Source organism: Maribacter sp. UBA3344, from assembly GCF_002362375.1.
Lineage (GTDB): Bacteria > Bacteroidota > Bacteroidia > Flavobacteriales > Flavobacteriaceae > Maribacter > Maribacter dokdonensis.
The window spans coordinates 121,089-137,072 of sequence record NZ_DERI01000009.1 but is presented as its reverse complement, the minus strand read 5'-3'; the positions used below and the strand labels follow the sequence as shown (position 1 = coordinate 137,072).

Sequence of the window (15,984 nt, the reverse complement as noted above, 5' to 3'; positions counted from 1 at the left end):
GCATTCTTTATCAAACCCTAAATCTATGATTGGGAAAGTTCTACATTCACAACCAAAAATTAGGGTCTCAATATTACAAAAAAATCAAGGTAAACCTCTCAGAAACAGTTGAAAAAAAGATTTATGGGTTAAATGGTAATAATAAGGAAACAAAGGCTAGTCTGTTAGTTGCGGTGATTGCGTTGTAACCGATGGCTCAATTTTTCTTACCAACCCTTGTAATACTTTACCAGGACCTATTTCAGTAAAAATAGTAGCACCATCATTCACCATGTGCTGCACACTTTGTGTCCATTTTACCGGGGCCGTCAATTGCAACATTAAATTCTTTTTAATTTCATCTGCACTGTTCACCGCAGTTGTAGGAACATTTTGATAGATAGGACAACTTGGCATTGAAAAAGTTGTATCATTTATGGCCGCAGCCAATTCTTCTCTAGCAGGTTCCATTAATGGAGAGTGAAAAGCACCACCTACGGGTAACATTAATGCACGTCTTGCTCCAGCTTCTTTTAACTTTTCACAAGCTTGTTCTACAGCAAGCACCTCACCTGAAATAACCAATTGACCAGGGCAATTGTAATTTGCAGCCACAACAATTCCGTCTATTTCTGCACAAACTTTTTCTACAACAGCATCTTCTAACCCTAATACCGCAGCCATAGTCGATGGCTTAAGTTCACATGCCTTTTGCATTGCCAAAGCACGTTGCGATACCAATTTAAGTCCGTCTTCAAAACTAAGGGTATTGTTTGCCACAAGTGCAGAAAATTCCCCTAAAGAATGACCTGCAACCATATCTGGCTTAAACGCATCTCCCATTACCTTACTTAAAATCACGGAGTGCAAAAAAATAGCAGGCTGGGTTACTTTGGTCTCTTTTAAACCTTCAGCAGTACCATTGAACATAACCTCAGTAATTTCAAAGCCTAAAATATCATTGGCTTTAAGAAACAATTCTTTTGCAATAGGGTATTTCTCGTATAAATCTAACCCCATTCCAACAAATTGAGCACCTTGCCCAGGAAAAACATATGCGTTCATAACTTTTAGTTTTGGTGGATCAAAAGTACGTATTTTAGCTAGATTGCCATACCCTCAATTCTTTTTGAGTCAACGATTATTCTTTAAACCAGCCTGAATACATTGTATATGCCTCTGCAATTCTATTAATTTCACCTGAACTGAGCTCAGGGCTAATGTCCTTTATCTTCTTTGCGGGCATGCCGGCAAAAATACTTCCAGACGGCACATGGGTTCCTTTTGTAAGAACTGCTCCTGCTGCAATTATACTATTACTTTCTACAATGCAATCATCCATAATTATACTTCCCATACCCACCAATACGTTATCATGAATGGTACAACCATGAACAATTGCATTATGCCCAATAGAAACATTATTACCAATAGTTGTTGGAGACTTCAAATAAGTACAATGAACCACAGCACCATCTTGAACATTTACTTTATTGCCCATTTTTATAAAATGAACATCTCCCCTTAAAACTGCATTGAACCAAACACTACATTGCTTGCCCATACTTACCTCACCAACTATTGTTGCATTTTCAGCTATAAAACAATCTTCCCCTATAATTGGTTCTTTACCCCTAACCGCTTTTATCATTTGTACATTAATTAAAATATGATAGAAAATCTTTCTTTTTTGAAGCGGACACCATAACTTCTTTTCCGTTAGACATCACCACGCTGCCCCCTTTACCTTTTTTATACTTCACCACCTCGTTCACATTCACCAAAAAAGATTTATGAATACGCGCAAAAGGATAATTTTTTAATGCATCCTCAAAATACTTTAAGGTTTTACTCACTAATATTTTCTTGTTCAACAGGTAAATTTCAGTATAATTATCATCTGCCTTACAATACAAAATATCGGCAATATTCAGGACTTGAAAACCATCTTGTTGAGGCAAAGTCAATTTCCCCTCTACCCCATTAGATTTTGTACTTAGCACTTCTCCTTCCAAACTTGCCTCTTTTTCACGAACAGTTTCTACATAAGCTACTGCATTTACCAGTTCATCTATATTAATTGGCTTGGTTAGGTAGTATGCAGCATGATTGTTTAAAGCATCTTTTGCATAATGGTCATACGCGGTAACAAAAACGGTTTCAAAAGTTCTATCGGGCAGTTGATCCAGTAAGTCAAAAGCATTACCGAACGGCATTTCCACATCTAAAAAAACGAGATCCAAACTATTGCTCCCAATTAGAGTCAAAGCATCCTTAATTGATGAAGCCTCTCCCAACAATTGAACACTAGGACAATATTTAGAGATATAATTACGTAATATCTCCCTACTACTGGCCTCATCTTCCACTATAATTGCATTTAAGCTCATTTCTCCCTTTTTAAAATAAATAAAACTTTAGTTCCGGTTCCGTTCTCCTGTAAATCTGAAATTTTAATATCCACCTTATCGGTATACATATCATTCAATATTGCCACGCGTTTTTGAATAATACCCATTCCTTTAGATTTTTGTTTCTTTTGATTTTGGGTTTTTATTTCTGCAGATTTCTTTCTTCCAATACCATTATCTGTGATTGAAATAATTATAGAGTCTTCACTATTCTCCTTAACGGTAACTAAAAGTACTCCTTTTTCTTCCCTATATCTTAATCCGTGCCAAATGGCATTTTCAATGTAGGGTTGCAATAACATTGGAGGTATTTGAAACTTGGATACCTGTACAGTCTCATCTACGGTAATTTGATAGTCAAATTTGTCTTCAAATCTAGAATGCTCTAGCTTTATATATAATTCCAATTGCTGCAATTCTTTTTCTAAGGGAATAAAATCTTCTTCAGAGTTTTCTAGTACAGAGCGCATTAATTTGGAAAAGTCACTAAGATATCTATTAGCACTGCGCTCATCGCTTTTAGAAATAAAATTATTAACGGAATTTAATGCGTTGAAAATAAAATGCGGATTCATTTGAGATCGCAATGATTTCAAGGCTAATAAGTTATTTGCCAATTTCTGTTGTTGATTACTTCGATAAAAGAAGAAGGCTGCCAAAAGGGTCAATAATAACCCAAATATTAAAGAGTAGATAACCAGCTGTTGTCTCTTATTACTTTCCTTTACCAGCTCTTGCTCCGTTAAAGCTAAATCATATTTACTTTGAGAAAGTTCTCGCTCCTGTTCCAAGCCCGTAAGTCGGTTTTGAGCATTTGCTATCTCTCTATTAAAGCGACTAGCCCTAGAGATTTCTTGTTCTTTTCGTACATATAATGAATCTACCAATGCCACGTAGGTCTGGTAAGTTTCCAAGGCCTTTGTAAAATCCCCTTTCACTTTATACACTTCAGACAGTTTTCTTGTAGCATCTTTTTGCACCACCAAATCATCGTCTGAGTCAGCCTCAACAATACTCTTTTCTAAAAAGGGAATAGCCTCATTGTACTTATCTTGAGAGATGTAGGCATTTGCAATCTTATAATTTATTCGTTGTGATGTTATCGTATCTCCAAGTTCAAGCTTTTTAAGTCCAACATTAGGCGCGTTCAATCTTTTTAATTCCTGTAAACTGCTTTTACGCATATTGATTTCTTCATTGAACCTACTTTTAGTATTGTAAAAATCCGCTACCTTTTCTTTTTCTTGCAGTGCCCTTTTTGGTGCTGATTGTACCGCAAGTTCCAATGAATTTCCATAATAAGCCTCTGCCTCCATAGCTTGGTTATCCATAGAATATGAATCGGCTAATTTGGAATTCAAGTCGATCATTTTTGAGGTATTCTGATTTTTTTCGGCAATCAACAGACCTCTGTTATACAACTCTATTGCTTCTTTGGTTTTGCCCTCACCCTTTTTAGCATCACCTAATAGTTCATAAAGTACTGCACTTTGATAAGGCGGCATTGTTTTTACCTTCGACAACGGATCCAATAAACCTATAGTCTCATTAAATCTTGACATTAAATTGTACGCCCTACCCAACAATAAAGATGTGGCAATGGTCTTATTGTTCTCTAACGCATCTTCATAGTTATCAATAGCTAAATCCAATTGCTTGTGATATTGATAGACCTCCCCAAGCTTGGAAAGCGATCGTGCCAATTCTTTCCTTCTCCCTCTTTTACCCAATAAAGCTATAGATTGGGCCACAAAGTCAATACTCTTTTCAATATCCTTGGCTTTGTAGTGTTCTGCAGAATCTAACAGTTGTTGATGTCTTATAGAAATATCAGGCGGTGAATTTGACCTGTCACTAACCGAAGACTCAAAGCCTTCTACCAAGATCAGTACATCATCATTTTTTTCTACATTATACCATAATGTCTCAATATCCTGATGCTCAATTATGAGTTGATCACCAATTCTTGTTTTAATTTCAAATTCTCCCAAGGCATTAGTAACCACGAACACCCCCATATCATTTGAAATAGAAACACCGGAAATTGGTTGTCCTGTGCTCCTAACCTCAACCCTACCTTTTAAATTGAATTTTAGTGCATTGTTTTGAGATTGTGAATAGATAACGTTCCACCCCAAAAACAAACAAACCATTATGTAAATACAATAATCTTTCATACTCAATTACTATGGTAAACTTAGCTGATAATTATGGTACTAAAAAATGAAGTAATTGCAAAACATACACTTAATCTAGCATTATTCATAAGTTAACAAACCCATTAAACCACTTTACTAAGCCATAAGGCACCTTCGCTCATTTCAATTATTCTAAGAAAAACTTAGCGGTTAGTTTCGTCTTGAATTAAAAATGAAAACTATGAAAATCTTAAAACAACTTGGATCTATAGGTATTGGACTATTGACCATATCTAGCGTATATGCTTGTAATACTAACGAAAGAAGAAAACCAATTGAACTAATTGCACATGCTACTAACCCAGTAGAACCAAAAAAAGACAATACTGTTCAAATAGCGTTGTTATTGGATACAAGTAACAGCATGGACGGTTTAATTAACCAAGCCAAGTCTCAACTTTGGGATATTGTAAACGAGTTCAGTTTGGCTAAATGCGGAAATGACACTAGACCCAACCTACAAATTGCAATATATCAATATGGGAATGACAATCTTTCAGCAAGTGAAGGATACATTCAACAAGTTCTTGGATTTAGTAGTGATCTTGATGAAATTTCTGAAAAACTCTTCTCATTAACCACCAACGGTGGTGAAGAATATTGCGGTAAAGTTTTACAAACATCGCTACAACAATTACCATGGAACCAAAATCCAGATTTACTACGAATGATTTTCATTGCCGGTAACGAGCCTTTTGACCAAGGAAAGTATAATTATAGAAATGCGACCACCAATGCTAATGAAAAAGGGGTTACGGTCAACACTATTTTTTGTGGAAATTACGAATTGGGCATAAACACAGATTGGAAAAAAGGGGCATCATTAACAGGCGGAGAGTATATGGCTATTGATCACAATAAAAAAGTGGTTCAAATAAATACTCCTTATGATGACATCATAATCAAGCTCAATTCAAAATTAAACACCACATATATTTCGTACGGTACTTTAGGAAGAGAAAAGTACCAGGCACAGAAAGTTCAAGATGGAAATGCTTTAGAGATGGAAGAAGCCATTGCCGTTAAAAGAGCTGTTAGCAAAAGTTCAAGACTTTACAATAATAAAAAATGGGACTTAGTTGATGCTTATGCCGATGAGGAATTTGAAATTAGTACTGTTGAAAAAGATCAATTACCCAATGAGTTGAAGAACAAGAATGAAAAAGAAATCAAAGATTATATTGAATCTAAAAAAGCAGAAAGAATACAGATACAAAAAGAGATTCAAGAATATAACTCTAAACGTTTAGCATATATAGCCGAACATCAAAACGCTGATAAATCAGGTGAATTAGAAAATGCCATGATCAAGGCGATCAAAAAGCAAGCCGAATCAAAAAATTATAGCTGGGAGTAAATCAATTTTAATAAAAAGGTCCGTTACAAACTAGCTGACCTTTTTATTTTAATTAGCGGCGGGACAGTAGCAATCATACTTACGTTCTGTTTGTCCAAAATCATACCCAATTGTTATCTGATGAAAACCTCCATTATCAAAACGAATATCCCCCATTTGATACGAATAATTATAAGATACCATAAAATTATTAATATTAGCCCCAACAATTGGTGTAATCAATTGTAACCTTTGCTCTCCAAATGTGCCGTTATCTTGGAATTGAGCACCATCGAAGCTTCTTCTATAAGATAGTCCTCCCCAAATACGTCCAAAATCAACATCTTTATAAACTTTAGCATTAAAGTCTATACTTTTCTCTTCCGTAAATTCTGTTAGTTGAAAAAGTACGGAAGGCTCAAATTGCCACTCACTTCTGCCAAAAACATATCCCGCAGATAACAAAAATCTTCTAATATTATCGATTACCAATTCATCTGGATTATCCTGTCTATCTCTATAATACAAATTTCTTTTACTACCCGTCAAAGCATTCAACACTGCAAAATGAGTATAAAATTCTTGAAAATTATAAGATATACCAATATCAACATTTGAATAAGAAGAACTTAATTTGATTCCTGAAACGGCAGGATCGGGAATTACCGATCTAAATTCGGTTTCATCCAAGCTACTCTGTAATATAGTACCGCTAATACCAAAAGATAGTTGATTTAACTGTCTTACATCATTACCACCCATTCTTAAATGATGAGCGTATGTAATTTTAAGTCCGGTTTGAGAATGATATCCATTAGCATCGTTAAAAACTATTGCACCTATACCACTTGGAGAATCACCTAACCTAAAGTGGGCATTAATGGTTTGCAAACTAGGTGCATCATCGACATCAAACCATTGCTTCCTTGCAGTAGCCCTAATCTTTCCACCTTCACCAATACCGGCCATAGAAGGAAAAACCAAATAATAGTTATCTGACAAATAATCGAAATATACAGGAATACCTTCTTGTGCATTAGATTTGAGACCAATCATAAATACGGTAAACAATAAGAAAATGTGGTATTTCATTTTAAGAAATTAAAGCCAAGAATCGTTATGACATTATAAAGTGTATAACGGGTTAACCTGAACATTATTATGTGCCGCTAAACTAAGATTTCCTTTGTATTTTTGCATAAAATCTTTGATAAAATGAAAGAGTATTCGATAACCGTTGTTAAGACCAACAACCCACATATATTAAAATTCGAAACTAACCACTTGTTAGTACAGCGAAAAAATTACGAATTTAAAAATATTGACGAAGCCAAGAATAGCCCGTTGGCCCAACAACTATTCTATCTTCCGTTTATTAAAACAGTTTATATTTCTGGAGATTTTATTGGATTGGAACGTTACGATATTGTTCAATGGGAAGATGTAAAAGATGAAGTAGCACAACAACTAGTTGAGTACTTAAATGCTGGCGAGCCAATAGTCATAGAGGAAGATATGGACAAACCCATACCGGTTACCGTATATGCGGAAGTAACGCCCAACCCATCTACAATGAAATTTGTAGCAAGTAAAAAAATAGTAGGGTCAGCATTCGAATTTAAGAATATAGACGAAGCAAGAGATTCTAAACTAGCTACCGAACTATTTCAATTTCCGTTTGTGAAACAGGTATTTATAGATGAAAATTACGTTTCTGTTTCTAAATATGAAGTTGCGGAATGGGATGATATAACCGTAGAACTACGAGAAGTAATAAGAAATTTTATTACCGAAGGAAAACAAATTGTAGCGGATAATGCCAAAGCTATAGGAGCTGAAGCCCAAGTATCCGAAACTATTACTGCCGAAAGTACAGTTGAGCTTGATGAAACTTCACAAGAGATTGTTGATATTTTAGAAGAATATGTAAAACCGGCTGTAGCTAGTGATGGAGGAAATATTATGTTTCAATCTTATGACACGGACAGCAAAACTGTAAACGTAATTCTACAAGGCGCCTGTAGCGGTTGCCCGTCTTCTACATTTACCCTAAAAAACGGTATAGAAACAATGTTGAAAAATATGATGGGAGACAAGGTAAATGAGGTAGTTGCGCTAAACGGCTAATTATCGATTTAAATGAATTAAAGTGTGCCTTCAATTTTTGTAACTTGTAGGAAATCTAAAAATCATTAATTATGGCAGTTTTAAAAGTAATCGAAATTTTAGCAAATTCTGACAACGGATGGGAAGATGCAGCAAAAAAAGCAGTTGCGGAAGCATCTAAATCAGTAAAAAATATAAAATCGGTTTATATCAATGAGCAAAGCGCTACCGTTGAAGATGGAAAAATCAAAAATTACAGAGTAAATGTTAAAATCACTTTTGAAGTGAAGTAACCATTTTACTACAATATTAAAAGCGCCTTTTGGCGCTTTTTTTTGCCTTAAATCAAATATTTACACAATGCCCCATTCACAAAAGCATACTAACAACCTTATTAAAGAAAGTAGTCCTTATTTACTTCAACACGCCCACAATCCTGTTCATTGGGAAGCCTGGAACGAAGACACATTACAAAAGGCAAAAGACGAGAATAAATTAATATTGATAAGTATTGGTTACGCAGCATGTCATTGGTGCCATGTTATGGAGCATGAATGCTTTGAAGATGAAGAGGTTGCCGAAACCATGAATGCCCATTTTATCAATATCAAGGTAGACAGGGAAGAAAGACCAGATATTGACCACATTTACATGGATGCACTTCAAATGATGACCGGTAGCGGCGGCTGGCCTTTAAATATTTTGGCCCTACCAGATGGCAGGCCTTTTTGGGGAGCTACTTTTGTTAAAAAAACCGATTGGATTCAAGTACTGAACCAACTTCAAAAACTGTACATAGAAGACCCTAATAAAATTACAGGGTATGCTGAAAATATGGCTCAAGGTCTAAAAGAAATCAATTCAATTACAAAGACCAGTAATGATGAACTCATTAAATCAAACGAAATTGAAAAAATAATACAGGACTGGTCTAACTATTTTGATACGTTTTTAGGCGGATACAAACGCGCCCCAAAGTTTATGATGCCTACAAACATGAATTGTTTACTACATTATGCACACTCCCATAATGATGACACTATTTATGAGTACGTAAACACCACCTTGACCAGAATGGCTTGGGGTGGCATATTTGACCATGTTGGCGGTGGCTTTTCAAGATACGCGGTAGACACCAAGTGGCACGTACCACATTTTGAAAAGATGCTATATGACAATGGTCTATTAATTAGTCTTTATTCTAATGCATATGCCGCTACCAACAAGCAACTTTATAAAAGTACCGTTGAGAAAACCATTTCATTTTTAGAAGAAGAGCTACTAGACAAAAGCAATGGATTTTACTCTTCTTTAGATGCCGATAGTTTAACCAAAAATGGCAAGTTGGTAGAAGGAGCCTATTATGTTTGGCAAAAAGAAGAATTAATAAGAATACTAAAGGATGATTTTGAAATTTTCGAGGAGTATTTCAATATAAACTCCTACGGCCTTTGGGAAGAAGACAACTATGTGCTAATTAGAGACGGTAAAGCTTTGAACATAGCAATGAAGCACTCTATTACCAAAAAGGAGTTAAAGCAAATTATAACCCAATGCCTTATTTTATTAAAAAAGGAAAGAAAAAAACGTAACAAACCCAGATTAGACGATAAGATTTTAACTGCTTGGAACGGACTTGTCTTAAAAGGTCTTACCCATGCTTACAGGTACTTGGAAAATCCTCACTATTTAGATCTCGCATTAAGAAATGCACAATTCATTATTGAAAAAATGTCTGCTGAGGACGGTGGACTGTATCGTAATTTTAAGAACGGAGAAAGCACCATTAAAGGATTTTTAGAAGATTATGCATCGGTCATTGAAGCTTTTATTGGTCTTTATGAAGTTTCGTATGATGACAAATGGCTTAACCACAGTTTAAGGCTTACAAAATACGTAATAGACCATTTTACCGACAGTGAAACCGGACTCTTTTACTTCACATCTTCCAAAGAAGATGGGCTTATTAGAAGAACTTTGGAAATTGCAGATAACGTAATACCATCTTCCAACTCTATTATGGCACATAATCTACATAAACTCTCCAAGTATTTTCCAGAGGATAATTTAGATATTCGCTTAAACAAGATAATGACTTCAATGAAGTCTACGATAACAGAAAACCCTCAAAATAATTCTAATTGGCTTCATTTGGCTCAACTAATGGGTCAGAAATTCTTTGAAATGGTCGCTATCGGTGAAAATTTTGAACCCATTTGCAAAACACTCATGAAGAACTATCTTCCAAACGTTATATTTGCGGCTTCAAACGCAAAAAATAGCAACTTACCTTTATTGATGAATAGGTATGTAATGAACAAAACGCTTATTTATGTTTGTAATCACGGAAGCTGTCAAATGCCTGTTGAAGAACCAAAAAAGGCTTTAGATTTATTGACTACAAACATCTCATAGTTTATTGACCACACCTTATTTCTAAAATCATCGATATCTGAAAGTTCATTACAAATAATTTAAAATTCAAAGATGGATAAAATCACAAACCTACAAGAACATGCAGATAAGGCCATAGAATGGATATGGGCCGCTTTACCAAGTTTACTTTGGGCAATTTTCCTTTTAATTGCGGGCACATACCTTATACGTTTCATTAATAAAATGATCCGAAAATTCTTCGCCAGAAAAGATTATGATCTTGCCCTAGAATCATTTTTACAAAGCTTTATCAGTATTGCTTTAAAAATTATTCTGTTCGTATTGGTCATTACCCAGTTGGGAGTACAGACAACATCTTTGGTAGCAATACTTGCATCGGCAGGTTTAGCTATTGGTTTAGCATTACAAGGTTCTTTAGCCAATTTTGCGGGCGGAGTGCTCATACTATTGTTCAAACCATTTAAGATAGGAGACTTTATTTCTGCCCAAGGAGTAGACGGAACAGTAAAGGAGATATCAATCTTCACCACCAAAGTAAGTACATTTGGAAATCAGATTGCCATTATACCCAATGGACAACTATCTAACAACACCATTACCAATTATAATGCTCTGGATACCAGAAGAGATAAAATTGATGTAGGTATTGGCTATAGTTCCAACATTAAAGAAGCAAAGGAAATTCTTTTAGCGATTTGTAATGATCGCGATACCATACACAAAACCCCAGCCCCTGAAGTATATGTTGGTGAGTTAGGTGATAGTTCGGTAAATCTTACCTTACGTTTTTGGGCGAATAATGCAGATTTTTGGGCCGCACATTTCTACGTTATGGAAGAAATAAAATATCGATTTGATGCTGCCGGAATTGAAATTCCGTTCCCTCAACGTGTTATTACACAAATGAAAGGTTAACAACATAATGAATACCATAAAAAAAGCCCTTGAAACATCAAGGGCTTTTTTTATGCCTTTGTCTTTTTGGTCTGAAGCACAAAATCTTTTAAATAATATGGTTCAAAATACGCTACGTCTTCAAAATTAGACGCATTGAATTTAGCAGAAGATAGGCTAGCCATTTCTTTAGCGGATGGCACAACATCACAATGATAAATTATCTTCTCGTCGGTAAAAAGTTCTTTAATCTTCTCGGCTCCACTTCCTAGGAAATGAACCGTACTAGTTTTTATGAACTCGTTAAATGAGTTTTCATCAACGATTTCCGCTTTCGTTTCCCTAATTTCATTACCAATTGAATCAAACACTGCAGAATACACTTCCATACGCCTTGCATCTAAAACAGGTATCAAGACCTCATCTTCTTTAATTTTAATTTGCGTGGCCATACTCTTTAAAGTAGAAACCGATATCAAGGGTACACCTAAAGCGTAGCACAAGCCTTTTGCGGCAGAAACCCCAATTCGCAGTCCTGTATAAGACCCTGGACCTTTACTAACAGCTACTGCTTCTAAATCTTCCATTTTTAGAGAAGCCTTTTGCAATACCTCTTCAATAAATAAATGTAGCTTTTCTGCATGCGAATAGTTTGCAGAATTCAATTCCTTTATTGCTAGTATTTCTCCGTTTTTAGCAACACAGACAGAGCAATTTGTAGATGATGTCTCTAGGTTTAATAGTATTCCCATAATGCAAAGGTATTACATAAAATGAAAAAGCCCGTAACACTAGAATGCTACAGGCTTAATAATCATAAATTACTTTTATCTATTCTAAAGAAATTGGAATACCAAAATAGAATTCTAATATTTTTAATCTGAAAATATAATCATATTTTGTTCTAATCACCTCTGCTTCAGCATTATCTACTCGTGCCTGAGCTTGACTAAAATCAAAGGAATTCATTAAACCTACATCAAATCGCTCTTTTGAATACTGATACGCAAGACTTCTGGCCTCCAAGGTTTTTTGGGCTGCTTCATAAGCTTTATAAAAACTGGTTACATCTACATATGCCTGATTTACATCGGTCTCTAATTGCAATTTGGTTCTTTCATACTCAATCTGCGCCAAGTCAACACTTATTTGAGATCGCTTGATATTATTTCTAACGCTCCATCCATTGAAAATAGGAATATTCATTTGCGCCCCATATGAAATACCATCATTTATATAGAGCTGGTCTTTAAATGGAATTGCCTCACCTGTAAAAGGATCATTGTTTTGATCCGAATATCTAGTGTTATAGTTAATGAACGCACCCACCGTAGGATATTTTTCTCCTTTTGCTATTTCTAAATCTTTTTGAGCCAGCTCTACACCGGACATTGCCAACTTTATATCATTTCTAAAAGTCAATGCGGTATTGAAAATAACCTTCGCTGAATTATTTAAAATATCAGATGGCGGAATATCGAACTCCTCTTCGGCAATTTCAAAACTCTCATAGTCGGTTATACTAAGTAACTGTGCTAAATTTAACTTGGAAATCAATATCAAATTCTGGGCATTGATTATCTGTTGTTCTTGACCTGCAGCAGTTGCTTCAATTTCCAACAAATCGCCACGAGCCACTACACCGGATTCCACCAATTCCTTGGTACGCTTTAAATCTTGCTCAGTAACCGCCAACTGTGCTTTAAAAACCTTTAAGGATTCTTTATTGGATAGCACCTGTAAATAAGCGTTGGCAACATTAAGTTTGATATCATCTTTTATATCGTCTAAACGATATTGATTGGCAATACTGTTCAGCTTTGCTCTTTCTATTCTATTAAAATTTCTAAGTCCATCAAACAAAGTAACGGACGAGGTCATATTACCTGAAGCAGAAAAAATTGTTGCCGAAACTAAGTTGTTTGTAGTAGGATCTAAAGCAAGACCTGTATTTGCCGAAGCACTTATAGAGCCATTTAAATTTGGCAGAAGTGCTCCAATTGCATCAGACTTATCAATTTTAGCATTCTCAAGATCTAATTGATATTGCTCTACCGTTAGGTTATTTTCTATAGCATAGGCAACACATTCTTGCAATGTCCATTTCTTTTGTTGTGCCGTACCTATTACAACAGAAAATAATAGTAGTAATCCCGTGATTTTTACTTTCATGTTCTTCTTTTTTAAACCAACCAATAATAGGTTGTTCGATTCGTCTTTTGATTTGATTGATTATTCTTAGTCCTCATTTGGCGCATCGCCATTACTCTTGGCTTCAAGCTTGTTCCAAATTTTTATTTTAGAATTTTCATCTATGCCAGAGATTATTTCCACGTCAATACCATCACTAACCCCAAGCTCAAGTTCTCTTTTTTCAAACTCATTCTCCCCTATTTCAATCTCTACATAAGGTTTGTTGGTTTCTTTATCAAATTGCAACAAAGCTTCTTTAATAGAAAGCACGTCTTTTTTCTCTTCTAAAACTATTGCAGCATTTGCACTATAGCCAGCCCTAATATTTGTACTATCCGATACAGCTAAATCTCCCTCTATCCTAAATTGAACAGCACCTTCTTCCTCAACTCCCTTGGGAGCTATGAATTTTAATTTGGCATTGAATTTTTCATCTTGTAAAGCTCCCATGCTAATCTCTAAAGGCATACCAACTTTAAGCTTACCTACTTCAGCCTCATCTACCTCACCTTCAAATATCATTTTAGACATATCGGCAATAAAGGCAATGGTAGTACCATCGTTAAAATTGTTACTTTCAATAACCTGATCGCCTTCTTCAACAGGAATTTCCAATAATGTACCGGTTACAGTTGCCCTAATATTCGTATTGGCACTAGAGGATCCACCGGCTGAACCAACTCTAATAATTTGGTAATCTGCCTGCGCATTTTGCAACTCTTGCGTAGCTTGATCGTATTGTAGTTGCAATGCATTGAAATCCTGACTGGAAATCACACCTTTATCAAATAAGGATTTGTTACGGTCATACTCTATCTTGGTATTGTTCAACGCTATTTTTGCATTATTGACCCTACCGCGAGCCTGGTTCAAAGATTGCTCATTTGGAACAACCTTAATAGTCGCAATCAAATCTCCCGCTTTTACTTGAACACCTTCTTCCAAGTACACCTTTTGAATAATTCCAGAAATTTGAGGCTTGATCTCAATTTCATCTTGCGGAATTACCTTACCGGTAACAACAACCTTATTGGTAATATCTCTTTTTTCAACGGTTTCCGTTTCATATGTTTTTAAAGGAGTGCTATTCTTCTTTAGAAAATAGACTACCGCAGCCAGTATACCTATAACTGCTATTCCTATTAATGCGTACTTTACATACTTGTTCATGCTCAACTATTTGATTGTTATTTACTTTTATTATTTGGTCTGTTACTCTTCTCTTAGTGCGTCTATTGGTTTAATTCTAATGGCTCTGTTCGCAGGTATTAAACCTATTAAAACACTTAACCCTACCATTAAAATAAAAGAACCTATAAACTGGGGAATATTGATCATTAGGTTATAAAATGGCATATCGCTATTCTCGCCTATCATATTATTTGCCAATGCTAAAAAGCCTATTGCAATGGCAAAACCAACAAACCCTGCGAATACCGTAATTACTATTGACTCTAAAACAATTTGTCTCTTTACCACACTTGGTGTTGCACCTAATGCACGTCTAATTCCTATTTCCTTGGTACGTTCCTTAACCGTAATCAAAAGAATATTACTAATGGCAATAACCCCGGCAAGCAATGTCAAGATCCCTACAAAAAATGACACCCCTTGTAATACACCCGTAAAGGCAGATACATTGTTAAACACTTCAGACATGTCAAAACTGCCAATAGCACGTTCATCTGTAGGATTGATATCATATTTGTTCTTCAACAATCTCTTTATCTGACTTTCAACTACAGGCACCTTAGTGTCCGCCTGAACAGAAATTGCCATCCACCCCATTCTGTCACCGGAACCAAAAGCTTTTTGAAATGTAGAGAACGGAATATAAACTGAATTCTCGCCGTCAATATTGATATTCTGATTTGGTTTATAAATACCAACGATATTAAAGAACACCCCGTTAATACGTACATCTTCACCAATTGCATTTTCTCCTTTTTCAAATAGCAATTTATAGGTCTCTTCACCAATAACACAGACCTTTTTTGACTCGGTCATATCATTTTCGTTCAAGAACCTGCCTTCTACCAGTTTCTTTTTCATGATATCGTCAATGTTAGGGTAATCACCATAAACTGATGAACCACTTGTAAGTCCGTTTCTATATACGGTAACAACACCCCTATGACTACCCAATTCAATTCTTGGCGCTAGCACTTCTATCTCTGGAATTTGTTCTTTTAAGATTGTGGCATCTTCTAACTTGAACTGAATTCTTCGTCCTCTCTCAAAACCTTTATACGGTTCAGAAGTACTTTGGCTCCACACGAACAAACTGTTAGATGCGGTGCCTGCAAAAATCTTTTGAAAACCGTTACTCATTCCGTTTGCTCCACCCAACAACAATACCAAAATAATCATGGCTATAATTACACCAAGCATTGTCAAAAAAGTACGAAACAAGTTCTTACCCAATGTGGCAAAAATCTCTGACCATAAATCTCTATCAAATATCCACATA

14 protein-coding genes are annotated in these 15,984 nt (G+C 35.5%); 5 read left to right on the top strand and 9 right to left on the bottom strand.

Annotated features, from left to right (window positions below; all coding sequences use genetic code 11):
- Nucleotides 1-156: 156 nt before the first annotated feature.
- The 4 genes from fabD to B2Z27_RS05640 all read right to left on the bottom strand — a co-directional run bounded on the left by fabD (nucleotide 157) and on the right by B2Z27_RS05640 (nucleotide 4,567).
- The gene (gene fabD, locus B2Z27_RS05655; protein WP_286812882.1) at nucleotides 157-1,044 is read right to left on the bottom strand and encodes an ACP S-malonyltransferase; all 888 of its coding nucleotides are present in this window, start codon (nucleotides 1,042-1,044) and stop codon (nucleotides 157-159) included.
- A 76-nt stretch (nucleotides 1,045-1,120) separates the two neighbouring features.
- Nucleotides 1,121-1,630 carry a gamma carbonic anhydrase family protein gene (locus B2Z27_RS05650; RefSeq protein ID WP_058103912.1) on the bottom strand — a complete coding sequence of 170 codons (510 nt, stop codon included), beginning with the start codon at nucleotides 1,628-1,630 and terminating at the stop codon, nucleotides 1,121-1,123.
- A 7-nt stretch (nucleotides 1,631-1,637) separates the two neighbouring features.
- A complete protein-coding gene (locus tag B2Z27_RS05645; protein ID WP_286812881.1) occupies nucleotides 1,638-2,369 on the bottom strand; it encodes a LytR/AlgR family response regulator transcription factor in 732 nt (243 codons plus the stop codon).
- Entirely contained in the window at nucleotides 2,366-4,567 is a 2,202-nt protein-coding gene (locus tag B2Z27_RS05640) for a histidine kinase (RefSeq protein WP_286812880.1), read from the bottom strand. The genes B2Z27_RS05645 and B2Z27_RS05640 overlap by 4 nt, the downstream gene beginning before the upstream one ends.
- A 202-nt stretch (nucleotides 4,568-4,769) precedes the next feature.
- On the opposite strand from B2Z27_RS05640, the gene B2Z27_RS05635 reads away from it, so the two are divergent.
- Entirely contained in the window at nucleotides 4,770-5,945 is a 1,176-nt protein-coding gene (locus tag B2Z27_RS05635) for a vWA domain-containing protein (RefSeq protein ID WP_286812878.1), read from the top strand.
- Between the two features lie 48 nt (nucleotides 5,946-5,993).
- Here the strand turns inward: B2Z27_RS05635 and B2Z27_RS05630 are convergent, their stop codons facing one another.
- On the bottom strand, nucleotides 5,994-7,016 hold the full coding sequence (locus tag B2Z27_RS05630; RefSeq protein WP_286812877.1) for a PorP/SprF family type IX secretion system membrane protein: 1,023 nt from the start codon (nucleotides 7,014-7,016) through the stop codon (nucleotides 5,994-5,996).
- Between the two features lie 123 nt (nucleotides 7,017-7,139).
- On the opposite strand from B2Z27_RS05630, the gene B2Z27_RS05625 reads away from it, so the two are divergent.
- From B2Z27_RS05625 to B2Z27_RS05610, 4 genes are all read left to right on the top strand, one after another.
- Entirely contained in the window at nucleotides 7,140-8,051 is a 912-nt protein-coding gene (locus B2Z27_RS05625; protein ID WP_071341283.1) for a NifU family protein, read from the top strand.
- A gap of 71 nt (nucleotides 8,052-8,122) precedes the next feature.
- Nucleotides 8,123-8,323, top strand: coding sequence for a dodecin family protein (locus B2Z27_RS05620; protein ID WP_036151958.1), 201 nt, complete (start codon nucleotides 8,123-8,125; stop codon nucleotides 8,321-8,323).
- A 67-nt stretch (nucleotides 8,324-8,390) separates the two neighbouring features.
- Nucleotides 8,391-10,445, top strand: a complete 2,055-nt coding sequence (locus B2Z27_RS05615; RefSeq protein ID WP_286812875.1) for a thioredoxin domain-containing protein — start codon at nucleotides 8,391-8,393, stop codon at nucleotides 10,443-10,445.
- 72 nt (nucleotides 10,446-10,517) lie between these two features.
- Nucleotides 10,518-11,342, top strand: coding sequence for a mechanosensitive ion channel family protein (locus B2Z27_RS05610; protein ID WP_058104322.1), 825 nt, complete (start codon nucleotides 10,518-10,520; stop codon nucleotides 11,340-11,342).
- Between the two features lie 50 nt (nucleotides 11,343-11,392).
- On the opposite strand, the gene tsaB is transcribed toward B2Z27_RS05610, so the two are convergent.
- From tsaB to B2Z27_RS05590, 4 genes are all read right to left on the bottom strand, one after another.
- Nucleotides 11,393-12,073, bottom strand: coding sequence for a tRNA (adenosine(37)-N6)-threonylcarbamoyltransferase complex dimerization subunit type 1 TsaB (gene tsaB / locus B2Z27_RS05605; protein ID WP_286812874.1), 681 nt, complete (start codon nucleotides 12,071-12,073; stop codon nucleotides 11,393-11,395).
- A 79-nt stretch (nucleotides 12,074-12,152) separates the two neighbouring features.
- The gene (locus B2Z27_RS05600) at nucleotides 12,153-13,493 is read right to left on the bottom strand and encodes a TolC family protein (protein WP_071341279.1); all 1,341 of its coding nucleotides are present in this window, start codon (nucleotides 13,491-13,493) and stop codon (nucleotides 12,153-12,155) included.
- A gap of 66 nt (nucleotides 13,494-13,559) precedes the next feature.
- On the bottom strand, nucleotides 13,560-14,684 hold the full coding sequence (locus B2Z27_RS05595) for an efflux RND transporter periplasmic adaptor subunit (protein ID WP_071341278.1): 1,125 nt from the start codon (nucleotides 14,682-14,684) through the stop codon (nucleotides 13,560-13,562).
- 42 nt (nucleotides 14,685-14,726) lie between these two features.
- Nucleotides 14,727-15,983 carry an ABC transporter permease gene (locus B2Z27_RS05590; RefSeq protein WP_058103922.1) on the bottom strand — a complete coding sequence of 419 codons (1,257 nt, stop codon included), beginning with the start codon at nucleotides 15,981-15,983 and terminating at the stop codon, nucleotides 14,727-14,729.
- Nucleotide 15,984: the final 1 nt, after the last annotated feature.